Below are 22,362 nucleotides of genomic sequence, written 5' to 3'. Positions count from 1 at the left end.
ATGATGCCGCACCAACCGATCCGCCGCGCCCGTCGCGACGCCGTCGTCCTCGTACTCGCGTTCATCGCCTCGCTGCTCGCTTCGATCGCCACGGCCGCGCCGCCCGATCCCGTGCACGGCGGCGTCGTCGCTGGTGGCGCCGGCTGGACGCAGCAGGCGAAGTTGCTTGCCGACGTCGCCGCGAGCAACGACTACGCCGGCCGCGCGGTCGCGCTCGACGGCGACACCGCCGTGGTCGGTGCGGCGGGCGCCGATGTCGGCGGCAACGACGGCCAGGGCGCCGCCTTCGTCTACGTGCGCGACGGCGGCGTGTGGACGCAGCAGGCGCGCCTCGTCGCCGACGACGGCGTCGCCGGCGACGAGTTCGGCTTCGCACTCGCGATCTCCGGCGAGCGCATCGTCGTCGGCGCGCGCTTCGCGGCGATCGGCGGCGTCGCCGGGCAGGGTGCGGCGTACGTATTCGAGCGCTCCGGCACGACGTGGACGCAGCAGGCGAAGCTCGCCGCCACCGACGGCGCCGCGTTCGACGGCTACGGCAACGCAGTCGCGATCGACGGCGATACCGTCGTGGTCGGCGCGCAGAACGCGACGGTGAACGGCAACACGAGCCAGGGCGCCGCGTACGTCTACGCATTCGACGGCGGCTGGAACCTCGAATCGAAACTCGCCGCTTCCGACGGCGCAGCGTGGGTGCAGTTCGGCCGCGCGGTATCGGTGCGCGGCGACAGCGTGCTCGTCGGCGCGGTGTCGGCGACGGTCGGCGCGAACCAGGGGCAAGGCACCGCGTACGTCTACACGCGCGACGGCGGCAGCTGGAGCGAGCGCACGCGCCTCGTCGCGAGCGACGGCGAAGCGTGGGACGGTTTCGGCGGAGCGGTCGCGCTCGACGCCGGACAGGCGATCATCGGCGCCTCCTCGAACGGCATGGCCGGGCAGGGCGCCGCGTACGTGTTCGTCGGTAGCGGTGCAAGCTGGAGCGAGCAGGGCAAGCTCGTCGCCGGCGATGCGTTCAACGGCGACGGGTTCGGCACGTCGGTCGCGCTGTCGGGCGGCGTCGCGATCGCCGGTTCGCTGTTCTCCGATCTCGCGGTCGCGCAGAACGCGGGTGCCGCGTACGTCTACACGCGATCCGGCGGCGCCTGGTCGCAACAGGCGAAGCTCGTCGCCGCCGACGCGTCGGACGGCGCGGAATTCGGCATCGGCGCCGCGCTCGACGGCAGCACCGCGCTGATCGGCGCGGAATTCGCGAGCGGCGCCGACGGTTGGCCGGGCGCCGGCTACGTGTTCGATGCCGGCGCAGGCACGTGCACGACGCCGCTGGTCGAGGCGTTCGACGGCGTCGCCGCGCCCGGCTTGCCGTCGGGCTGGAGCGTCGCCGTCGCGCAGGGCGCGAACACCTGGCAGACCGTCGCCGATGCCGACACCGCGCCGAACGCCGCATTCGCCGCGGATCCGTCGTCGCCGTCCGACACGATGCTCGAGGCGCCGACGTTCGTGCCGCAGGCCGGTGCGATGCTCGCGTTCCGCCAGCACTACGACCTCGAGCCGACCTACGACGGCGGCGTGCTCGAGATCGCGATCGCGGGCGGCGCCTGGGTCGATTTCGTCGACGCCGGGGGCAGCTTCGTCGAAGGCGGTTACGCCGACACGATGATCGGCTCCAGCGCGATCGCCGGGCGCGCCGCCTGGACCGGCGACAGCGGCGGCTGGATCAGCACGCGCGCGAACTATCCCGCGACCGCGATCGGCCAGCCGGTGCGGCTGCGCTGGCGCATCGCGAGCGACGTCAGTGCGTCGCGCAGCGGCTGGTGGATCGACACCGTGTCGTTCGGCTGCAGCGACGTGCCGCAGGCGCTCGCGCAGGTTTCGCCGTTGCAATTCGCCTTCACGCTCGCGCCGGGCGGCAACGCATCGGATACGCTGCACGTCGGCAACGCCGGCGAAACCGGCAGCACGCTCTCGTTCGCGATCGGCGAAAGCGAAGCCGCCTGCAGCGCCGCGGGCGACGTGCCGTGGCTCGCGGCGACGCCGGCCGGCGGCGACGTCGCCGCCGCGACGACCGCGGACGTCAGCGTCGGCGTCGACGCGGGTGCGCTCGCCGCGGGCACGTACACGGCGACCTTGTGCGTGCAGACCTCCGACGCCTCGCACGCGACGGTCGCGGTGCCGGTCACCCTGAACGTCACGGGCGGCAACCCCGACCTCATCTTCGCCGACGGTTTCGAGACGCCATGAATGCCTTCCGCACGCTACGATTCCCCGCCGCGTTCCTGCTCGCGCTGTGCGCCGGGCCGGCCGTCGCCGGCACGCCCGGCCTCCACCTTGCGCTGACCTTGTCGACCGACACCACGCCGGGCAGCTGCGGCGACCAGCCGAGCCTCAGCGTGATGACCGGAACCGAGGTCAACTATTGCTACACGATCACCAACGGGACCGGCGAAACGCTCGCGTTCGTGACCGCCGAGCAGGACGACATCGGTCGCTTCAAGATCCTCGAGCCGCAGGCGATCGCGCCGGGTGGCACGTACCGCTACAACCGAATCGCGACCGCGCTCGAATCACGCGTGCTGCAGACGCAGTGGACCGCGTTCCCGGTCGCGCCCGACTACAGCGTCGCGCAGAACGATCCCGATCGCGTGTTCGGCGACGGCTTCGACGATGGTGCGCAAGGTCCGCAGTACGCGTTCGTCGAAATCGCCGCGACGGGCACGCCGCTCGACATCGATCCGTCGCGCAACGCGACCGCGCCGGTGGCGATCGGCTTCCCGTTCACCTACTACGGCATCACCGCCGATCGCGTCACCGTGGGCATCAACGGCGGTATCCTGTTCGGTGTCGACGCCGGCTACCTGCCGTACACGCCGTCGCCGCTGCCGGCGACGACGCTTGGTCCCGCGTTGCTGCCCTGGTGGGACACGTTCTTCCAGTCGCCGGGCACGGTCTACGCGCAGACGCTCGGCGACGCGCCCGATCGCCGCTTCGTCGTCGAGTGGAAGGACGACCTGCGCTTCCCGGCGACGCCCGACGGCGTGACGTTCGAACTCGTGCTGCACGAGGCCGACGGCACGATCGACTTCCAGTACGAGGACACGTCGTTCGGCGATGCGCAGTACGACCACGGCCTGTGGGCGACCGCCGGACTCAACTCCGGCGCGCTGCCCGCGCAGACCTATTCGCGCAACGCTGCGCGCCTGCAGGACGGACTCGTCGTGCGCTACTCGCCGATCCCGGTGAGCGCGTACACCGCGTCGGCGAGCGCCGAACTCACGGTCGGCAAGCCGATCATCCAGGTCACGCCCACGACGATCTCGGCCAGCGCGAACGCGGGAGCGACGACGACCGCGATGCTCGCGATCGGCAACATCGGCACGCTGCCGCTCGGCTGGGGCATGGGCGCCGCGGCGACGGGGGCGCCGGCGCGCGCATCGTCGACTCGACCGGGACCGCTCGGTGCGACCTTGCCCGCCTATGCGTTCGACCAGTGGCCGACCGATCCGCCGCTCGTCACGTTCGACGTGCTGCACCCGGATCCGATCGTGCCGGTGTTCTACGGCATGCGCCGCATCGCCGCGGCCGACTTCGGCGGCAACGATTTCGGCACCGTCTACGCGATCGACCACTGGCAGGACGAACTGCTCGCGGTGCAGACGACCGATTGCGCCTGCATCGACCAGTTCGTGCACATCGGCTGGACCGCGCCCGCGCCCGAGGAGGACTGGGTCGGCATGCATTACGACGCGACCAGCAACCGCTTCTGGGGCGTTTCGTTCGGCGGCTTCGAACGACGCACCTCGCACCTGCTGCGCATCGATCCCGCGACGGGCGCATCGACGATCGTCGGCGCGATCGGCGGCATCGACGATGCGCAACTCGGCACCCAGGTGCAGGCGATCGCGGTGAGCCCTGAAGGCCTGCTCTATGGGATCGACGGCGTCAGCAGCAGCCTCGTCGCGATCGATCGAAACAGCGCCCACGCGAGCGTGATCGGACCGCTCGGCTTCCAGGTCGCCGGCGCCGACATGGACTTCGACGACGCCACCGGCACGCTTTACCTACTCGCCGGCGACGCCGCGCAGCAGGCCGAAAGCATCTACACGGTCGACACCGCGACCGGGCACGCGACCGCGGTCGACGTGGTCGGCCCGGACGGGCGCTCGAACGGCCTCAGCGCATTCGCGATCGCGAGCCTCGGCCCGTGCAACGTGCGCGACGCGGTGCCATGGCTGCACTGGGACGTCGGCGGCGGCGCCGCGATGCCGGGCGAGGCGAACGACGTCACGCTCACGTTCGACGCGACGTCGCTCGCTGCCGGCACCTACAGCGCGGACCTGTGCATCGACAACGGCGACAACGCGCATCCGCGCGTGATCGTGCCGGTCACGTTCGAGGTCACGGCGCCCTGACGGGCGCCGCAGGGCTCAGGGCGGATCCTCGTCGAAGGCATCCACGCCGGGTGGCAAGCTCACCCAGGGGTGGCGACGACGGTCGTAGACGGAGGCGCGTGGTGGCGGGAACGCGGGGTCGGCGAACGCGCCGATCGCGACGGATACCGAACGTGCCTCGCAGCCTTCCTCGGTGTGGAACACGGTCGTGCCGCAGACCGGGCAGAAGCAGAAGCGGAAGCGCGAGCCGTGGTCGCCGGCGCGCACGTATTCGGTCGCCTGTCCGTGGACGCGATACGGCGGCGCGAACGATGCGAGCGCGGCGAACACGCTGCCCGTGCGGCGCTGGCAGGCGAGGCAATGGCAGACGCCGATGCCGAGCGGCTCGCCGTCGACCTCGATGCGCAACTGGCCGCAGCTGCAGGACGCGGTGCGCACGGCGCTACTTCGGCGCGATCCTCAGGTGCGTCGCGTACACCGACATCAGTGCGGCCGACGCATACAGCCGGTGGTATTCGGCGACCATCTCGCCGCTCGCGATCACCGGATCGGTCGCGACGAGCTCCGCGGCTTCTTCCGGTGTCTGGACCGCGAACACGAACATCCCGCGCCAGTCGGTCTTGTCGCCGAACGGGCCGGCGACCGCGAGCTTGCCCGCATCGGCGAGCCGCGTGATGTTGGCGAAGTGCCCCGCGAACATCTCGTCGCGCGCCTTGCCGTCCGGCATGCGCTTGGGGCCGGTCTTGAGGATCGCGAGGATGTAGTGGCGCATGCCGCGTTCGTCGGCGCCGAGCTGCTTGGCGAGCGTGGGATCGGCGACGGGTTCGGCCGCCTTCGGTGCATCCGCGGCGTCCACCGGAGTGGTCGACAGCACCAGCAGCAAGCCCAGGACGATGCTCCGCATGGAACCTCCCTTGCGCGGCGACGTGCCGCGGACGCTTCGAACGATCAGGTGATCGCGCCGATCCCGAGTACCACGAGATAGAGCGCGCCGGCCGCGAACGCGACGATCCGCGGCCAGGTACGCGTCGCTGCGTCCTTCGCGAGCGACCAGGCGGCGAACGGCAGCAGCAGCGCGAGCAGGGCGGTCGCGGCGACGACGGTCCAGGCGCCGATGTTCCATGCGACGAGGTTGTGCGGGAACGCGACGAGGAACGCGAAGGCGGCGATCGAGATCGCAACGGGCGAGGCGAGCAGGGTCGTCGGAACGTGGATGGGGCGGGCGGTGGCCATGGCGTGCGCCGATATCGCTTGCGTTGCGGGCGATGGTAACGCCCGGCGATGCCGTCGTCAGGCATGACTTCCGGGACAGCGCATCCCGTATGCGCTCAGTCGCGCTTGATCCATTGCACGCGCGACGAACCGTAGCGGCTCTGCGCAAGCAGCTCGCGCACCACGGGCAGCCATTCCTCGAGCGCCCGGTCGAACTGCCATGGCGGGTTGACGATCGCGAGACCGCAGCCGTTGAGGCGCAGGCCGGAGTTGTCCGGATGCAGCAGCAGTTCGCCCACGAGCACGTCGGCACGGCCTGCCGCGTCGCGCAGCCAACGGTGGAACGGCACGATCGTCTCGCGCAGCTTGATCGGATACCAGACCGCGTAGGTCGCGTTGGGCCAGCGCGTCCACGCCTGCGCGAGCGCGTCCTGGATCCGCTCGAACTCGGCGCCTTGCGCCTCGAACGGTGGATCGACGAGCACGAGGCCGCGTTTCTGCGGCGGCGGCAGCAATGCCTTCGTCGCCGCGTAGCCGTCGCGCTGGTGGATCGCGAACCGCGCGTCGCCGGCGAGCGCTTCGCGCAAGGCGGCGGCTTCCTCCTCGTGCAGCTCGCACACGATGGCACGATCGTCGTCGCGCAGCAGTCGCTGTGCGATCAGCGGCGAACCCGGGTAGAACGCGATGCCGGCGGCGGTGGCCGGCTGGAACGCGTGCACGAGGTCGACGTAGCGCTGCAGCGCGCGCGGCAGGCGGGTGGCGCCGAGCACGCGCTGGATGCCGTCCGCGTGTTCCTGCGTCTTGCGCGCCTGTTCGCTGTGCAGGTCGTACAGCGCGCGACCCGCGTGCGTGTCGAAATAGCAGAGCGCGGCAGGCTTGGCCTGCAGCGCGTCGAGCAGGCCGATCAGCGCGGCGTGCTTGAACACGTCGGCGAAATTGCCGGCGTGGAACCCGTGGCGATAATTCATCGTGCGAGCCGGGCGTCAGGGAGAGGGCTTTGCGGGGCTTGCAGGGGGCGCGTACCATTCTCGCCCGTGACGCACGTTTTCGCCACCCGCCGGCTTCGCCTGTCCCGCCTCGCGCGCTTGCGTGCGGTGCGCGTGCTCGCCTGCCTGCTCGCGATCTCGCTCGCGCTCGGCGGTTACCTCGCCGCTGCGACGCCGCTGCACGCCGCGATGGCGGCGGCCGTGTCGACCCATGCCGGCGAGGGCTGCGGCCACGACGGCACGACGATGCCCGCCAAGCACGGCCCCGGGTCCGACGGTTGCTGCCGCGTCGCCTGCGCCTGCGCGTTCGCTCACGCGGTCGGTGCGGTCGCGCCGCTCGCCTGCGCGCGCAGCGAGCTCGCGTCGGCATCGCCGATGGTATTGCCTGGCGCGCGCGCGCCAGGCCGCGTCAATCCGCCGCCACTGCGACCGCCGATCGCCTGATCCCGTCGACGAGAGGACGTGCGCGGCGGCGTCGCCGTTCGCGTGCGCGTGGTTTTTTCTAGCGCAATGCACCGCGTGAATCGATGGGATTGTCCAGCAATGCGATTTCTTCCTGCCGGCACGAGCCGGCTTCCCGCGCTGCCGTCGCGGCGGCGTTTCGTCCAGGGTGTCGCCGGTGGCGCCCTGCTTGCCGCGTGCGGCTTCGCGCCTCTGCGCGCACGCAGTGCTCAGGGCGTGCTGTCGGGTACGCGCTTCGACCTCGAGATCGGCGCGACCACGGTCGACTTCACCGGCCATGCGCGTCGGGCGGTCGTCGTCAACGGCAGCCTGCCGGCCCCGCTGCTGCGCTGGCGCGAAGGCGACACGGTGACCTTGCGCGTGCGCAACGCACTCGCCGAGCGCAGCTCGATCCACTGGCACGGCATCGTGCTGCCGGCCGACATGGACGGCGTGCCCGGCCTCTCGTTCATGGGCATCGAGGCCGGTGGCAGCTACACCTACCGCTTCACGGTGAACCAGGCCGGCACGTACTGGTACCACAGCCATTCGCGCTTCCAGGAGCAGCTCGGCCTGTACGGCCCGATCGTGGTCGAACCGCGCGGCGGCGAGCGCTTTCCGGCAGAACGCGAGCACGTCGTGCTGCTGTCGGACTGGACCGACACCGATCCCGAACGCATCTACGCGACGCTGAAGAAACACAGCGACTACTACAACTTCGGCAAGCCGACCGCGGGCGATTTCCTGCGTGACGCGAGCATGCAAGGCGTGTCCGCCGCGCTCGCCGCACGGCGCATGTGGAACGAGATGCGCATGAACCCGAGCGACCTCGCCGACGTGTCGGGCCACGCCTACACGTTCCTCATGAACGGTGCGCCACCCGCGTCGAACTGGACCGGCCTGTTCGAGCGCGGCGAACGCGTGCGCCTGCGCTTCATCAACGGCGCGTCGATGACGTTCTTCGACGTGCGCATACCAGGCCTGAAGCTGCGCGTGGTCGCACACGACGGCCAGGACGTCGAACCGGTCGTGGTCGACGAGTTCCGCCTCGCACCGGCCGAGACCTGCGACGTGCTGGTCGAACCGAAGGACGATGCCCCCTACACGATCTTCGCGCAAGCAATGGATCGCTCCGGGTACGCGCGCGGCACGCTCGCGCCGCGCGCGGGCATGGCCGCCGAAGTGCCCGCACTCGACGCGCGCGTTCTGCTGACGATGGGCGACATGATGGGCGCGATGGACCACGGCATGCCCGGCATGAAGGGCATGGAAGGCGGCTGCGGCGCGTCGATGGCGGGCATGGACCACGCGTCGATGGGGCATGGCGCCGCGTCCGCGTCGCGCCACGCGCCGGAAGAGTCGGGTGCGTTCGTCGACATGCGCGTGGACACGCCGCGCACGAACCTCGACGACCCCGGCGTCGGCCTGCGCGACAACGGCCGTCGCGTGCTCACCTACGCCGACCTGCGTTCGGTCACCGCGCCGATCGCGGCCGACGTCGGCCGCGAGATCGAGCTGCACCTGACCGGGCACATGGAACGCTACGTGTGGAGCTTCGACGGCAGGAAGTTCTCCGACGCCGAGCCGCTGCGCCTGCGGCACGGCGAGCGCGTGCGCATCGTGCTCGTCAACGACACGATGATGGCGCACCCGATCCACCTGCACGGCATGTGGAGCGAGCTCGAGTCGCCCGACGGCGAATTCCTCGCGCGCAAGCACACGCTCGTCGTGCAGCCTGCGCAGAAGATCGCCTATCGCGTCAGCGCCGACGCGATCGGGCGCTGGGCCTACCACTGCCACCTGCTCTACCACATGGAAGCGGGCATGTTCCGCGAAGTGGTGGTTGCATGAACCTCGTCCGATACGGTTTCGCCTTCACATTCGCGGCGTCGCTCGCGCAGGCGCAGGAACCGGCCGCGCGCGATGGCGACGTGGCGAGCGGCCACGCCGCGCACGCGATGCCCGCGCCCGGGCGTGCGTCGTCGAAAGCGCACGCGACGCACCGCGCGAACGCGGATCATGCCGGCGTGGATCACGCGGGCATGGCTGCGATGGCGCCCCATCATGCGGGCATGCACGACGCGACGAACCCGTCGTCTGCATCCACGCCCGCGATCGATCTACGACCACCATCGGGCCACGTCGCGCCGCCACCGCCGCAGCACGCGATGGGTGCGATGTCGCCGGCCGAAATGGTCGACGTGATGGGCATGGACGATCGCGCAGCTTACGGTATCGTCGCGTTCGACCGTCTCGAAGCCGCGCATGCCGACGCGGGCACGGCGCTCGCGTGGAGCGCGCGCCTCGCTTACGGCGGCGACGGCGATCGCGCGTGGCTGCGCAGCGAAGGCGAACGCTTGCACGGGCGCACCGAACACGCCGACGTCGAACTGCTCTGGGGACACGCGATCGCGCCGTACTGGGACACCCAGGTCGGCGTGCGCCGCGACCTCGGCCGCGGCACCGATCGCAACTGGGCCGCGTTCGGCGTGCAAGGGCTTGCGCCGTATTGGTTCGAGGTGAGCGCGACCGCCTACGTCGGCGAGCAGGGCAGGACCGCGTTGCGCGCAGAAGTCGAGTACGAAGCCCTGCTCACGCAGCGCCTCGTGCTGCAGCCGCGCGTCGAGCTCAACGCGTACGGTCGCAGCGATCCTGCCGCCGGCATCGGCGCCGGACTGTCCGATGCCGCGTTCGGCTTGCGCCTGCGCTACGAGATCCGCCGCGAGTTGGCGCCGTATGTCGGCATCGAACGCCGCTGGCGCCTCGGTGCCACGGCCGACGCGGCGCGAGCGGACGGCGAGGCGGTCGCCGAGACGCAATGGGTCGCCGGCGTACGGTTCTGGTTCTGATCTTCGATCGCCGATCCGTCGATCGGCGATCCCGTCGCGGGCGTGGGATCGTCGCGCGATCCGCGCCCGCGAATGCGCTTGACCGGGCGACGCCGGAGCGGTGACGATCGCCGGTCGCCCGGAAATGCGGGCGAGACCGTGGCGGAGCGAACGTACGTGGCCATTCCATTGCATTTCCAGCCTTCGATCGAGACCGTGCGCGACTACGCCGGGGACACGGTGCGGATCATGAAGGCGCAGTACAACGTCGACATGACGAGCTACGACCCGTCGCGGCTGGCACTCGTCGATCAGGTCATGAACGAATGGAAGGCCGGCGGTGCCGACGTGCATCAGGTCGGCAAGTCGATGTACGCGTTCGGCGCCTATGCCGGCGAAGTCTTGCGCAATACGGAACCCGCGCGATGGTTCAAGCCCGAGCCGAGCGGCGATCCCGACAGCTTCTACGACTATCCGTTCCTCGCGGTGAAACTGCTCGATGGTCGTGTCTGGCGGCCGATCAATCTCGCTTTCAGTTTCATGGGGGAAAAGGAGCCGGCGAATTTCCACGAGGCGTTCGAAGTATTCCTGAAGAGCCACTGACGCAGGACGGGGACGCCGCCGCTTCGCGGCGCCGTCGATGCGCGGCGGCGCTATCATGCGCCATGCCGCGCAAAACCCCGTCGCCGACCCGGACGTTGTTCGCCGAACCCGAAGGCCTGAAGCCGCTCGCCGAGCGCATGCGGCCGCGATCGCTCGACGAGGTCGTCGGCCAGCCGCGCCTGCTCGCGCCGGACACGGCGTTGCGGCGCGCGATCGAGTCGGGCCACGTCCATTCGATGATCCTGTGGGGGCCGCCCGGTTGCGGCAAGACCACGCTCGCGCTGCTGCTCGCCAAGTACGCCGTTGCGGAGTTCCGCGCGATCTCCGCCGTGCTGTCCGGGTTGCCCGAAGTGCGCGCCGCGCTCGCCGAAGCGCAGGTGCGCTACGAGCAGGGCGTCCGCACCGTGCTGTTCGTCGACGAGGTGCATCGCTTCAACAAGCTGCAGCAGGACGCTTTCCTGCCGTACATCGAGCGCGGCGTGATCGTGTTCGTCGGCGCGACCACCGAGAATCCGTCGTTCGAGCTCAACTCCGCATTGCTGTCGCGCTGCCGCGTGCACGTGCTCGACGCGGTGCCGGCCGAGGCGATCGTCGCCGCCTTGCGGCGCGCGCTCACCGACGCCGAACGCGGCCTCGGCGCCGTCGCGCTGCGCGTCGACGACGACGCGCTCGAGGCGATGGCGCGCGCGGCCGACGGCGACGTGCGCCGTGCGCTGACCTTCCTCGAGATCGCGGCCGAGCTCGCCCAGGACGGCGTCGTCGACGCGGCGACGCTGGAACAGGTGCTCGCCGACCGTACGCGCCGCTTCGACAAGGGCGGCGAACAGTTCTACGACCAGATCTCGGCGCTGCACAAATCGGTGCGTTCGTCCGATCCGGACGCCGCGCTGTACTGGCTCGCGCGCATGCTCGACGGCGGCGTCGACCGTGCCTATCTCGCGCGCAGGATGACGCGCATGGCGGTCGAGGACATCGGCCTCGCCGATCCGCGCGCGTGGCGCATGGCGCTCGACGCATGGGAAACCTACGATCGCCTCGGTAGCCCCGAGGGCGAGCTCGGCCTCGCCGAACTCGCGCTCTATCTCGCGGTCGCGCCGAAGAGCAACGCGGCCTACGCGGCGTTCAACGGCGTGCGCGAGGTCGTGCGCGACACCGGCACGCTCGAGGTGCCGATGCATCTGCGCAATGCGCCGACGAAGCTCATGAAGGGCCTCGGCTATGGCGCCGGCTATCGCTACGACCACGACGTCGAAGGCGGCGTCGCACTCGACCAGCAGTGCCTGCCGGACGCGCTCGCCGACAGCACGTTCTACGAACCGACCGAACGCGGGCTCGAAGGCAAGTTCCGCGAGAAGCTCCAAGCGATGCGTGCCGCCCGGCGCAAGGCGCGCGACGCATAGCGCGCGTGCGCACCGCCCCCACGAGGGGAACCGGGCGCTCGCTCGCGCCTACCCGATGCTCGCGTCGATGAGGCGCTCGGCGGCGGCGACGAGCGAACGCGCGGGCCCGCCCTTGCCGAACAGCTGACCACTCGCGAACGCGCCTTCGAGCAGCAGCAGCAGGCCGTCGCCGAGCACCTGCGCGTCGCGCGCACCCATCTGCTTCGCCATCGCGACGAGACGCTCGCGCAGTGCGCGCTTGTGCGCTTCGGCGACCTTGCGCGCGGGATGGCCGGGTTCGGGATACTCGACCGCGGCGTTGGTGAGCCCGCAACCGCGATAGCCCGACTTCGTCGCGCGCTGCGCGAGTCCGTCGAGATAGGCGAGCAGTTGCGCGCGCGGGTCGCCGGGATGGTCGATCGCAGCGGCGTCGAAGCGTTCCCAGAACGCGCCGTCGTAATCCTCGAGGTAGGCCGCGGCGAGTTCGTCCTTCGAGGCGAAGCTGCGATACAGGCTCGGCTTGGTCACGCCGGCGCGGCTGACGATTTCGTCGACGCCGATCGCGCGGATGCCCTCGCGGTAGAACAGTTCGCGCGCGCTCTCGCGGATGCGTTCGGCGGCGCGCGGCGGGGCGCTATCGGGGGTCGGGCGGGCAGGGGTTCGTGGACGTTTCATGGCGGCTCTTGACGGTCGTACGTACCGGTCAGTAACATCCGTGTCTCCTTGGACGTACCGGTCAGTAACATCATGATAGCCCTCGCGCGCCGGCTTGGCCAGAACTACGCATTCGTCGCGACCGCGGTCGTGTTCCTGTCGCTGCTCGTCGCCGCCGGCTTGCGCGCGACGCCCGGCGTGCTGATCGTGCCGCTCGAGCACGCGTTCGGCTGGAGCCGCGACGTGATCTCGCTGTCGGCGGCGATCGGCATCTTCCTGTACGGTCTCGCCGGTCCATTCGCGGCCGCGCTGATGCAGCGCCTCGGCATCCGCACCGTGCTCGTCGCCGCGCTCGCCTTGATGTCGGCGGCGAGCGCCGCGAGCGCGTTCATGACCTCGCCGCTGCATCTCGTGCTCACCTGGGGCGTGCTCACCGGCGTCGGCACCGGCTGCGTCGCAGTCGTGCTCGGCGCCGCGGTCGTCAACCGCTGGTTCGTCGAACGGCGCGGACTCATGATGGGCCTGCTCACTGCGAGCGCGGCGACCGGCACGCTCGTGTTCCTGCCGCTGCTCGCCGCGCTCGCGCAGCACGATGGCTGGCGCACGGTCGTCTGCACCGTGGCGGCGGCGTGCGCGATCCTGATCCCGCTCGCGCTGTGGCTGCTGCCCGAACACCCCGCGGACGTCGGCCTGCGCCCGTACGGCGCACCGGCCGATGCGCCGATCGCGCGTGCGCCGGCGCCGTCCGGCAGCCTGCTGCAGGCGACCTTCGGCACGCTCGCAAGGGCATCGCGCGACCGCAACTTCTGGTTCCTGTTCGGCACGTTCTTCATCTGCGGCTTCACCACCAACGGCCTGGTCGGCACGCACTTCATCGCGATGTGCAGCGACCGTGGCCTCGGCGAGGTGCAAGCCGCCGGCCTGCTCGCCGCGATGGGCGCGTTCGACCTCGTCGGCACGACCCTGTCGGGCTGGCTCACCGATCGCTACGACGCGCGCAAGCTGCTGTTCGCCTACTACGGCCTGCGCGGGCTCTCGCTCGTGTTCCTGCCGTTCTCGGATTTCTCGTTCTACAGCCTCGGCGTGTTCACGGTGTTCTACGGCCTCGATTGGATCGCGACCGTGCCGCCGACCCTGCGCCTGGCCAACGACGCGTTCGGCGAACGCGACGCGCCGGTCGTGTTCGGCTGGGTCGTCGCCGGCCACCAGCTCGGCGCCGCGTGCGCGGCGTTCTTCGCGGGCGCGATGCGCACGGTGCAGGGCGACTACTTCTACGCGTTCATCATCGCCGGCGCGACCGGCGTGGTCGCCGCGGTGCTCGCGTTGCAGGTGCGCGGGCGCAGTCGCGGCGGTGCCGTGCTCGCCGGCGCCTGACCGCCGCGCACACGTCGCCTCGATACGCGCAAGCCCCGATCGGCGATACTCGCGGCGTCCGCCGGGGAGGGTCGACGATGGCCGCGCAGGAACCGAAGCGATGATCCGTGGCGTGCGTGCGCTGCCGCGTACGGTGTGGCTGGTCAGCCTGATCAGCCTCGTCAACGACGCCGCGAGCGACATGATCTATCCGCTCGTGCCGCTCTATCTCGCCTCCGTGCTGATGGCCGGGCCGAAGGCGCTCGGCCTCATCGAGGGCATCGCCGAGGCGGTGTCGAGCGTGCTCAAGCTGTTCGTCGGCGCGCTCGCCGACCGCAGCGGCAAGGTGCGCGCGTGGGTCATCGCCGGCTATGGCCTCGCCGGGTTCGCGCGGCCGCTGATCGGCATCACGACGGGCTGGCTCGGCGTGCTCGCCTGCCGCTTCGCCGACCGCGTCGGCAAGGGATTGCGTTCGGCGCCGCGCGACGCGCTGATCAGCCTCAGCATCGAACCGGGCCAGCGCGGCCTCGCGTTCGGCTTCCATCGCGCGATGGACAACCTCGGCGCGGTGATCGGCCCGCTCGCCGCAGCCGCGCTGCTCGCCGCCGGCATCGGCCTGCGCAGCGTGTTCCTGCTCGCGGTCGTGCCGGCGATCGTCGTGCTCGTGCTCGCCTTCGCCGTGCCCGAGCCGGAACGCGCGGCCGCGCCGCGCAAGGAACCGCTGCGCTGGACGCTGGCCGACCTGCCGGCGCCGTTCCGCCGCTACCTCGTCGCGCTCGCGCTGTTCACGCTCGGCAATTCGTCGAACATGTTCCTGCTCTTGCGCGCGAACGAACTCGGTGCGAGCGCGACGCGCACGACCCTCATGTGGGCGCTGTTCTCGCTCGTCGCGGCGCTGTTGTCGACGCCGTTGTCGGCATTGTCGGACCGCTGGGGCAGGGCGCGCGTGCTCACCGTCGCCTGGCTCGCGTACGCGGTCGCCTATCTCGCGATCGGCCTGCTGCCCGCGGCGGACTGGGCGCTCTGGCTCGCGTTCGCGGGCTACGGCGCGGTGACGGCGGCACTGGAGGGCACCGAGAAGGCGTTCGTCGCCGACCTCGTCCCGCGCGAGCGGATCGGCAGCGCCTACGGCTGGTACAACCTCGTTTCCGGACTGCTCCTGCTGCCTGCCTCGCTGCTGTTCGGCGAGATCTGGTCGGGCGTCTCGCCGTTCGCCGCGTTCGCGTTCGGCGCCGCCTGCGCGTTCGCCGGCGTCGTGCTGCTGCGCACGTGGGTCGGGCCGACCGCCGCCGCCGCGGACTGAGACGATCTCCCCTATAATTCCCGGCTTTCCCACGCCTGGATCACCCATGCTCGACCCCGCCCTGCTGCGCGGCCATCTCGCCGACACCGCCCGGCGCCTCGCCGCGCGTGGCTACACGCTCGACACCGCCGCGTTCGAGGCGATCGAGGCCGAACGCAAGCGCGTGCAGACCGAGACGCAGGAGCTGCAGAACCTGCGCAACACGCGTTCGAAGGCGATCGGCCAGGCGAAGGCGAAGGGCGAGGACACCGCCGCGCTGATGGCCGAAGTCGCCGGCATCGGTGACCGCCTCAAGGCGAACGAGCAGGCGCTCGCGGACGTGCAGGAGCGGCTCGCCGCGCTTTCGCTCGGCATCCCGAACCTGCCGCACGAGTCGGTGCCGGTCGGTGGCGACGAGCATGCGAACACCGAACAGCACCGCTGGGGCACGCCGCGCACGTTCGATTTCACCGTCAAGGACCACGTCGAGCTCGGCGCGCACAAGGGTTGGCTCGACGGCGACGCCGGCGCCAAGCTGTCCGGCGCGCGCTTCACCGTGCTGCGCGGCGAGCTCGCGCGCCTGCATCGCGCGCTCGCGCAGTTCATGCTCGACCTGCACACGCAGGAACACGGCTACCTCGAATGCAACGTGCCGCTGATCGTCAACAGCGATGCGATGCACGGCACCGGCCAGTTGCCGAAGTTCGAGGAAGACCTGTTCGCGACCCAGGTCGGCGAGACGAAGCGTTACCTGATCCCGACCGCGGAAGTTTCCCTCACCAACATCGTGCGCGACGACATCGTCGAAGCCGACGCGCTGCCGCTGCGCATGGCCGCGCATTCGCTCTGCTTCCGCGCCGAAGCCGGTTCGCACGGACGCGACACGCGCGGAATGATCCGCCAGCACCAGTTCGAGAAGGTCGAGCTGGTCAGCATCGCGAAGCCGTCGGAGAGCTTCGACGAGCACGAGCGCATGACGCGTTGCGCCGAAGTCGTGCTCGAGAAGCTCGGCCTGCCGTACCGGCGCATGCTGCTCTGCACGGGTGACATGGGCTTCACCGCGACCAAGACCTACGACCTCGAAGTCTGGCTGCCGTCGCAGGGCACCTATCGCGAGATCTCGTCGTGCTCGAACTGCGTCGACTTCCAGGCGCGCCGCATGCAGGCGCGCTGGCGCAATCCGGACACCGGCAAGCCCGAGCTCGTGCACACCCTGAACGGCTCCGGTGTCGCGGTCGGCCGCGCGCTGATCGCGGTGATGGAGAACTACCAGAACGCCGACGGCTCGATCAGCGTGCCCGAAGCGCTGCGCCGTTACATGGGTGGCGCCGAGCGGATCGCCTGATCGTGCACGGGCGGCCGCAACGGCGCGATGCAATTGTGTAACCGTCGCGTGCGCCGCTAACCTCGCCGCCCGTGTCGTCGCGCCCGCCAGCGTCGTTCGCCTTGCGCCTGCTCCTGCTGGCGCTGGTCGCGTTCGGCCTCGTCGCGAAGCCGATGCTCGCCGCCGCCTGCGACATCACCGACCTGCAGCTCGCGGCGGCGCCCGCCGGTGCCGTGATGTCGGCGACGCCGCCCGATGCGGGCGACGCGGACTGCTGCCCGATGCAGCATTGCGGCCAGTGCTGCGTGCACGTGACCGCCGCGGCGCCGGCCGTGCAGGTCGCGCCGATCGCGCCGATCGCCGCGGCACCGACAGCGATGCCTTCGCGCACGTTCCGGCCGACGCCGTATCCGGTCGCGCTGCGCCCGCCGATCGCCGCCTGACGAGTCGTTGTGCCGGCCTGGCCGGCTCGTCCCTCGAGGCATCGGAGAATTCCCCATGTGGTTGCGTCTGGCGGCGACGGCCGCCCTGGCGCTTGCACGGTGCGGCATCGCATCGGCGCAGGCGCATTCCGTCATCACGCTCGACGACGCGTTCGCGCGCGTCGCCGAGCGGCATCCCGACCTGCGTTGGGTCGGCCTGCGCGGCGACGTCCTCGCCGCGGATCTCGCGGGCGCATCGCTGCGCCCCGCGGTCACCGCCGGCGCGACGCTCGAGAACGCGTTCGGCACCGGCGCGACGCGCGGCGTGCGCGCGGCCGAACTGTCGCTGACGCTCGCTTCGGTGTTCGAACGCGGCGGCAAGCTCGATGCGCGCCGCGCGCTCGCGCAGAGCCGGATCGATGCGCTCGCGGTGGAGCGCGAGACGCGACGCCTCGACCTGCTCGCCGACGTCGCGCGGCGTTACCTCGCGATCGTCGCCGTGCGCGCGCAGCAGGACATCGCCGAACTCGACGTCGCGCAACGCGAACGCGCGGTCGCCGCGGCCGAAGCGCGCCTGCGCGCGGGAGCATCGCCCGAATCGGTCGTGCTCGGCGCGCGCGCGGCGCTCGCGCGCGCGCGGCTCGACCGCGATCGTGGCGTGCAGCGGCTGGACGCCGCGCGCCGGCACCTGGCGGCACTGTGGGGCGAACGCGAACCGCGGTTCGACGTCGCTACCACCGATCCGACCCTGCTGCCACCGATCGCCGATGCATCCGCGCTCGCCGCGCTGCTCGAACAGGCACCGGAGCTGGCGCGGTTCGCCGACGAGCGGCGCATCCGCGAGGCGCGCCTGCAGCTCGCACGCAGCGACGGCGCCGCCGACGTGCAATGGCAAGTCGGGGTGCGCCGGCTCGAGGCCGGCGATGACACCGCGTTGCTCGCGAGCGTGTCGATCCCGCTTGGCGCGCGCGAGCGCGCTCTGCCTGCACGGCACGCGGCCGAGGCGGAACTCGCGGCCCTCGACGTCGAACGCGAGGGCAAGGACCTCGCGCTGCGGTCGACCCTGATCGACGCGCACGGTCGCTATCGCGCGGCGCAGCTCGAGGTCGAACGCGTGCGCGACGACGTGCTGCCGCTGCTCGCGAAGGCCGAGGCCGCCGCGGAACGCGCTTATCGCGGCGGCGCGGCGAGTTATCTCGAATGGGCGCAGCTGCAGTCGGCGCGCACGGCGGAGCTGCGCCAGCAGCTCGACGTCGCGGTCGACGCGCAACGCGCGCTGATCGAGATCCAGCGCCTGACCGGCCAACCGATGTTGCTCGCGGCACGAACGGCGACGGACGCCACGGAGAGTCACCGATGAAGATGCGCGCATCGATCCTGCCATGCCTGCTGCTCGCGCTGCTGGCAGCCTGTGGTCGCGCGCCGCAGCCAGCGGCGCCGGCCCAGGCGGAAAGCAGCGAAGCCCACCACGACGACGCGCCGGCGAGCACGGTGATCGCGCCGAAGGTCGCCGCCGCGTCCGGCATCGAAGTCGCGGCCGCGGCGCCGGGCGTTATCGCCGACGAACACGAGATCCAGGGCCTGCTCACGCCGGTCGAGGGACGCGTCGCCAAGGTCACCGCGCGCTTTCCCGGGCCGATCCGCAGCCTGCGCGCGGGCGTCGGCGACGCGGTGCGCGCGGGCGAGCCGCTCGCGACGATCGAGAGCAACTTGAGCCTGACCCCCTACACGATCCGCGCGCCGATCGGTGGCGTCGTGCTCGAACGCGGGGCGAGCGTCGGCAGCGTCGCCGGCGAAGGCACGCCGCTGTACGAGATCGCCGACCTGTCGGAACTGTGGGTCGACCTGCACGTGTTCGGCGCCGACGCGCAGCACATCCGCGCGGGCACCGCGGTCGTCGTCACGCGCATGGACGACGGCGCGGTCGCCGAGACGAAGCTCGAGCGGATCCTGCCGGCGACCGCGTCGGCGAGCCAGAGCACGATCGCACGCGCGACGCTGCGCAACGACGACGGTCGCTGGCGACCCGGCACGGCCGTGCGCGCACGCGTGACGGTCGACCGCCAGCCGGTCGCGATCGCGCTTCCGCTCGGCGCGCTGCAGACCGTGGACGCCGACGACGTCGTCTACGTGCGCGAAGGCGACGTCTATTCGACGCGTGTCGTCAAGCTCGGCCGGCGCGATGCGCAGCGCGCGGAAATCCTCGCGGGCGTCAAGGCAGGCGAGCAGGTCGTGGTGGTGCAGAGCTTCCTGGTCAAGGCCGACATCGGCAAGTCCAGCGCCGAGCACGAGGACTGAGGTCGCACGCATGCTCGAACGCATCATCCGATTCTCGATCCGGCAGCGCTGGCTCATGCTGCTGCTCACCCTCGCGTTGCTCGTCGCCGGTGCCTGGAGCTTCACTCGGCTGCCGATCGACGCGACGCCCGACATCACCAACGTGCAGGTGCAGATCAACACCGAGGCGGCCGGCTATTCGCCGCTCGAGAGCGAACAGCGCGTGACCTATCCGATCGAGGCGGCGATGGCCGGCCTGCCCGGGCTCGACTACACGCGTTCGCTGTCGCGCTACGGGCTGTCGCAGGTCACCGTCGTGTTCGTCGACGGCACCGACCTGTACTTCGCGCGGCAGCAGGTCGCCGAACGCCTGCAGCAGGTGCGCGCGCAGTTGCAGGACGGGCTCGAGCCGCGGCTCGGGCCCGTCGCGACCGGCCTCGGCGAAATCTTCATGTACACGGTCGAGGCTGACCCGGCGGCGCGCAAGCCGGACGGCACGCCGTGGAGCGCGACCGACCTGCGCACGCTGCAGGACTGGGTCGTGAGGCCGCAGATGCGCACGACGCGCGGCGTGACCGAAGTGGACACGATCGGCGGCTACGAACGCCAGGTGCATGTCACGCCCGACCCGGCGCGACTGATCGCACTCGGCTTCACGCTGCACGACGTCGTCGCCGCGATCGGCGCGAACACGCAGAACGTCGGCGCCGGCTACATCGAGCGCAACGGCCAGCAGTACCTCGTGCGCGTGCCCGGCCAGACGGCCGACGCGGAGGCGATCGGCCGCATCGTGCTCGATCGCCGCGACGGCATGCCGGTGCGCGTGCGCGACGTCGCCACCGTCGGCGACGGTCCGGAGCTGCGCAGCGGCGCGGCGACGCAGAACGGGCACGAGGTGGTGATCGGCACGGTGATCATGCTGGTCGGCGCGAACAGCCGCGAGGTCGCGCAGGCCGCGGCGGCGAAGCTCGCGGACGCCAACGCGAGCCTGCCCGCGGGCGTGCGCGCGACCGCGGTGTACGACCGCACCGCGCTCGTCGACCGCACGATTCGCACGGTCGCGCGCAATCTCGCCGAGGGTGCGCTGCTGGTGATCGCCGTGCTGTTCCTGCTGCTCGGCAACGCGCGCGCGGCGCTGGTCACTGCGGCGGTGATCCCGCTGGCGATGCTGCTCACCGTCATCGGCATGCTGCGCGGCGGCGTGTCCGGCAACCTCATGAGCCTCGGCGCGCTCGATTTCGGCCTGATCGTCGACGGCGCGGTCATCATCGTCGAGAACTGCCTGCGCCGCTTCGGCGAGCAGCAGCAGCGGCTCGGCCGCACGATGGGCGCGGACGAACGCTTCGAACTCGCGGCGAGCGCGACCGCCGAAGTGATCCGGCCGAGCCTGTTCGGCATCGGCATCATCGCCGCGGTGTACCTGCCGGTGTTCGCGCTCGGCGGCGTCGAAGGAAAGCTGTTCCGGCCGATGGCGATCACGGTCGTGCTCGCGCTGGGTGCGGCGATGGCGCTGTCGCTGACGTACGTGCCGGCTGCGATCGCGATATTCCTCGGCGGCCGCGTCGAGGAAAAGGAGAACCGGCTCGTCGCGTGGGCGCGGCGCGGCTATGCGCCGCTGCTTGCCTGGTCGTTGCGCTGGCGCATCCCGGTGGTGGCCGCGGCGACCGCGGGCGTGGTCGCCTGCGGCGTGCTCGCGACGCGCCTCGGCAGCGAGTTCGTGCCGAGCCTCGACGAAGGCGATCTCGTCGTGCAGCCGCTGCGCATCCCCGGCACGAGCCTGAGCCAGGCGGTGTCGATGCAGGAGACGCTAGAGGCGACGCTGGCGGCGTTCCCCGAAGTCATGCGCGTGTTCTCCAAGGTCGGCACCGCCGAAGTCGCGAGCGATCCGATGCCGCCGTCGGTCGCCGACACGTTCGTGATGCTGAAGCCGCGTGCACAGTGGCCGGATCCACGCAAGCCGAAGAGCGCGCTGGTCGCCGAGATCGAAGCGGCGATCACGCGCCTGCCGGGCAACAACTACGAGCTGACCCAGCCGATCCAGATGCGCACCAACGAGCTGATCTCCGGCGTGCGCTCCGACGTCGCGGTCAAGGTCTACGGCGACGACCTCGACCGGCTCGCGCGCACCGCGGCACGCATCGAGCGCGTGCTGCGCGCGGTACCCGGCGCGGCCGACGTCAGGACCGAGCAGGTCGGTGGGCTGCCGCTGCTGACCGTCGTGCCCGACCGCGACGCGCTCGCGCGCTACGGCCTCAATCTTTCCGACGTGCAGGCCACGGTTGCGACTGCGGTCGGCGGCGAAGTCGCCGGCCAGCTGTTCGACGGCGATCGCCGCTTCGACATCGTCGTGCGACTGCCCGAGCACCTGCGCGAGGACCCGGCGGCGCTGGCCGATCTGCCGATCCCGTTGCCGGTGTCGACCAACGCCGACGAATCGAGTCGCGCAGCGGCCTGGGCCAGTGGTTCCCCGCGCGCGCTGCCGTTGCGCGAAGTCGCGCGGGTCGAACCGCAGCTCGGCCCGAACCAGGTCAACCGCGAGAACGGCAAGCGCCGCGTGGTGGTCAGCGCGAACGTGCGCGAACGCGACCTCGGCGGTTTCGTCGGCGAGCTGCGGCAGCGGATCGCGGCGGAGGTCGCGCTGCCGACCGGCTACTGGGTCGAGTACGGCGGCACGTTCGAGCAGCTGATCTCGGCCAGCCGACGCCTCGGCGTGGTCGTGCCGGTCACGCTCGTGATGATCTTCGGCCTGCTGTTCATGGCCTTCGGTTCGCTGCGCGACGCGGTGGTCGTGTTCAGCGGCGTGCCGCTCGCGCTGACCGGCGGCGTCGTCGCGCTCGCCTTGCGCGGCATACCGCTGTCGATCTCGGCCGGCGTCGGCTTCATCGCGCTGTCCGGCGTCGCGGTGCTCAACGGCCTCGTGATGATCGCGTTCATCCGCCGCCTGCGCGAGCAGGGCGATCCGCTCGACGACGCGATCGTCGACGGTGCGCTCGGGCGCCTGCGCCCGGTGCTGATGACCGCGCTGGTCGCCTCGCTCGGCTTCCTGCCGATGGCGTTCAACGTCGGCGCCGGCTCGGAGGTGCAGCGACCGCTCGCGACCGTGGTGATCGGCGGCATCGTGTCGTCGACGTTGCTGACGCTGCTCGTGCTGCCTGCGCTCTACCGCTGCCTGCAGCGCGACGGCGCCCGGCGACGCGCGGGCAGCGATCCGGCCTAGCC

General features: G+C 71.1%; 18 protein-coding genes and 1 pseudogene. 14 read left to right on the top strand and 5 right to left on the bottom strand.

The genetic code is table 11. The features are described from left to right. Nucleotides 1-3: 3 nt before the first annotated feature. Together FHW12_RS05425 and FHW12_RS05420 are read left to right on the top strand one after the other, a co-directional pair. Nucleotides 4-2,235: an FG-GAP repeat protein gene (locus FHW12_RS05425; protein WP_182529931.1), complete on the top strand. Its 2,232-nt coding sequence runs from the start codon at nt 4-6 to the stop codon at nt 2,233-2,235. Next, nucleotides 2,232-4,403 (top strand): hypothetical protein, encoded by a 2,172-nt coding sequence (locus FHW12_RS05420; RefSeq protein ID WP_182529930.1) that lies wholly within the window; start codon nt 2,232-2,234, stop codon nt 4,401-4,403. The genes FHW12_RS05425 and FHW12_RS05420 overlap by 4 nt, the downstream gene beginning before the upstream one ends. 15 nt (nt 4,404-4,418) lie before the next feature. Here the strand turns inward: FHW12_RS05420 and FHW12_RS05415 are convergent, their stop codons facing one another. The 4 genes from FHW12_RS05415 to FHW12_RS05400 form a co-directional block, all read right to left on the bottom strand. Then, complete coding sequence (locus FHW12_RS05415; RefSeq protein ID WP_310735146.1) at nt 4,419-4,820, bottom strand: GFA family protein; 402 nt, start codon at nt 4,818-4,820, stop codon at nt 4,419-4,421. Between the two features lie 4 nt (nt 4,821-4,824). Further along, a complete protein-coding gene (locus FHW12_RS05410; RefSeq protein WP_182529929.1) occupies nt 4,825-5,286 on the bottom strand; it encodes a YciI family protein in 462 nt (153 codons plus the stop codon). A 44-nt stretch (nt 5,287-5,330) separates the two neighbouring features. Beyond that, nucleotides 5,331-5,615: a hypothetical protein gene (locus tag FHW12_RS05405; RefSeq protein WP_182529928.1), complete on the bottom strand. Its 285-nt coding sequence runs from the start codon at nt 5,613-5,615 to the stop codon at nt 5,331-5,333. Between the two features lie 95 nt (nt 5,616-5,710). Then, a complete protein-coding gene (locus FHW12_RS05400) occupies nt 5,711-6,562 on the bottom strand; it encodes a 23S rRNA (adenine(2030)-N(6))-methyltransferase RlmJ (RefSeq protein WP_182529927.1) in 852 nt (283 codons plus the stop codon). Between the two features lie 66 nt (nt 6,563-6,628). Between FHW12_RS05400 and FHW12_RS05395 the strand changes: the two genes are divergently transcribed. The 5 genes from FHW12_RS05395 (at nt 6,629) to FHW12_RS05375 (ending at nt 11,852) form a co-directional block, all read left to right on the top strand. Then, entirely contained in the window at nt 6,629-7,024 is a 396-nt protein-coding gene (locus tag FHW12_RS05395) for a hypothetical protein (RefSeq protein WP_182529926.1), read from the top strand. Nucleotides 7,025-7,123: 99 nt separating this feature from the next. Further along, nucleotides 7,124-8,872: a copper resistance system multicopper oxidase gene (locus FHW12_RS05390; RefSeq protein WP_182529925.1), complete on the top strand. Its 1,749-nt coding sequence runs from the start codon at nt 7,124-7,126 to the stop codon at nt 8,870-8,872. After that, the gene (locus FHW12_RS05385; RefSeq protein ID WP_182529924.1) at nt 8,869-9,870 is read left to right on the top strand and encodes a copper resistance protein B; all 1,002 of its coding nucleotides are present in this window, start codon (nt 8,869-8,871) and stop codon (nt 9,868-9,870) included. Before FHW12_RS05390 ends, FHW12_RS05385 begins: the two co-directional genes overlap by 4 nt. Nucleotides 9,871-10,026: 156 nt before the next feature. Next, nucleotides 10,027-10,452, top strand: coding sequence for a hypothetical protein (locus FHW12_RS05380; protein ID WP_182529923.1), 426 nt, complete (start codon nt 10,027-10,029; stop codon nt 10,450-10,452). Between the two features lie 62 nt (nt 10,453-10,514). Beyond that, complete coding sequence (locus FHW12_RS05375) at nt 10,515-11,852, top strand: replication-associated recombination protein A (protein WP_182529922.1); 1,338 nt, start codon at nt 10,515-10,517, stop codon at nt 11,850-11,852. Between the two features lie 48 nt (nt 11,853-11,900). Here the strand turns inward: FHW12_RS05375 and FHW12_RS05370 are convergent, their stop codons facing one another. Beyond that, on the bottom strand, nt 11,901-12,506 hold the full coding sequence (locus tag FHW12_RS05370) for a TetR/AcrR family transcriptional regulator (RefSeq protein ID WP_182529921.1): 606 nt from the start codon (nt 12,504-12,506) through the stop codon (nt 11,901-11,903). Nucleotides 12,507-12,578: 72 nt separating this feature from the next. Between FHW12_RS05370 and FHW12_RS05365 the strand changes: the two genes are divergently transcribed. The 7 genes and pseudogenes from FHW12_RS05365 (at nt 12,579) to FHW12_RS05335 (ending at nt 22,360) form a co-directional block, all read left to right on the top strand. Then, on the top strand, nt 12,579-13,859 hold the full coding sequence (locus FHW12_RS05365) for an MFS transporter (protein WP_182529920.1): 1,281 nt from the start codon (nt 12,579-12,581) through the stop codon (nt 13,857-13,859). A 100-nt stretch (nt 13,860-13,959) separates the two neighbouring features. Then, nucleotides 13,960-15,141 (top strand): MFS transporter, encoded by a 1,182-nt coding sequence (locus FHW12_RS05360; RefSeq protein WP_182529919.1) that lies wholly within the window; start codon nt 13,960-13,962, stop codon nt 15,139-15,141. Between the two features lie 46 nt (nt 15,142-15,187). Further along, nucleotides 15,188-16,465: a serine--tRNA ligase gene (serS, locus tag FHW12_RS05355; RefSeq protein WP_182529918.1), complete on the top strand. Its 1,278-nt coding sequence runs from the start codon at nt 15,188-15,190 to the stop codon at nt 16,463-16,465. A 101-nt stretch (nt 16,466-16,566) separates the two neighbouring features. After that, nucleotides 16,567-16,887: a hypothetical protein gene (locus FHW12_RS05350; RefSeq protein WP_182529917.1), complete on the top strand. Its 321-nt coding sequence runs from the start codon at nt 16,567-16,569 to the stop codon at nt 16,885-16,887. A 55-nt stretch (nt 16,888-16,942) separates the two neighbouring features. Next, the gene (locus FHW12_RS05345; protein ID WP_182529916.1) at nt 16,943-18,226 is read left to right on the top strand and encodes a TolC family protein; all 1,284 of its coding nucleotides are present in this window, start codon (nt 16,943-16,945) and stop codon (nt 18,224-18,226) included. Nucleotides 18,227-18,354: 128 nt separating this feature from the next. Further along, nucleotides 18,355-19,164: pseudogene (locus FHW12_RS05340) on the top strand (efflux RND transporter periplasmic adaptor subunit); the annotation flags it as partial. 10 nt (nt 19,165-19,174) lie between these two features. Next, entirely contained in the window at nt 19,175-22,360 is a 3,186-nt protein-coding gene (locus tag FHW12_RS05335; protein ID WP_182529914.1) for an efflux RND transporter permease subunit, read from the top strand. Nucleotides 22,361-22,362 lie beyond the last annotated feature (2 nt).

It is taken from the genome of Dokdonella fugitiva (genome assembly GCF_014138265.1).
Taxonomy (GTDB): Bacteria; Pseudomonadota; Gammaproteobacteria; order Xanthomonadales; family Rhodanobacteraceae; genus Dokdonella_A; species Dokdonella_A fugitiva_A.
The sequence above is the reverse complement of the archived record's forward strand: the minus strand, read 5'-3'. Positions and strand labels throughout refer to the sequence as shown.

What these genes read in the sequence shown, in the direction of transcription:
- FHW12_RS05425 (WP_182529931.1), top strand. Translation starts at nt 4, where the DNA reads ATGCCGCACCAACCGATCCGCCGCGCCCGTCGCGACGCCGTCGTCCTC.
- FHW12_RS05370 (WP_182529921.1), bottom strand. Translation starts at nt 12,506, where the DNA reads ATGAAACGTCCACGAACCCCTGCCCGCCCGACCCCCGATAGCGCCCCG.
- FHW12_RS05385 (WP_182529924.1), top strand. Translation starts at nt 8,869, where the DNA reads ATGAACCTCGTCCGATACGGTTTCGCCTTCACATTCGCGGCGTCGCTC.
- FHW12_RS05345 (WP_182529916.1), top strand. Translation starts at nt 16,943, where the DNA reads ATGTGGTTGCGTCTGGCGGCGACGGCCGCCCTGGCGCTTGCACGGTGC.
- FHW12_RS05390 (WP_182529925.1), top strand. Translation starts at nt 7,124, where the DNA reads ATGCGATTTCTTCCTGCCGGCACGAGCCGGCTTCCCGCGCTGCCGTCG.
- FHW12_RS05335 (WP_182529914.1), top strand. Translation starts at nt 19,175, where the DNA reads ATGCTCGAACGCATCATCCGATTCTCGATCCGGCAGCGCTGGCTCATG.
- FHW12_RS05420 (WP_182529930.1), top strand. Translation starts at nt 2,232, where the DNA reads ATGAATGCCTTCCGCACGCTACGATTCCCCGCCGCGTTCCTGCTCGCG.
- serS (WP_182529918.1), top strand. Translation starts at nt 15,188, where the DNA reads ATGCTCGACCCCGCCCTGCTGCGCGGCCATCTCGCCGACACCGCCCGG.
- FHW12_RS05365 (WP_182529920.1), top strand. Translation starts at nt 12,579, where the DNA reads ATGATAGCCCTCGCGCGCCGGCTTGGCCAGAACTACGCATTCGTCGCG.
- FHW12_RS05410 (WP_182529929.1), bottom strand. Translation starts at nt 5,286, where the DNA reads ATGCGGAGCATCGTCCTGGGCTTGCTGCTGGTGCTGTCGACCACTCCG.
- FHW12_RS05400 (WP_182529927.1), bottom strand. Translation starts at nt 6,562, where the DNA reads ATGAATTATCGCCACGGGTTCCACGCCGGCAATTTCGCCGACGTGTTC.
- FHW12_RS05375 (WP_182529922.1), top strand. Translation starts at nt 10,515, where the DNA reads ATGCCGCGCAAAACCCCGTCGCCGACCCGGACGTTGTTCGCCGAACCC.
- FHW12_RS05360 (WP_182529919.1), top strand. Translation starts at nt 13,960, where the DNA reads ATGATCCGTGGCGTGCGTGCGCTGCCGCGTACGGTGTGGCTGGTCAGC.
- FHW12_RS05405 (WP_182529928.1), bottom strand. Translation starts at nt 5,615, where the DNA reads ATGGCCACCGCCCGCCCCATCCACGTTCCGACGACCCTGCTCGCCTCG.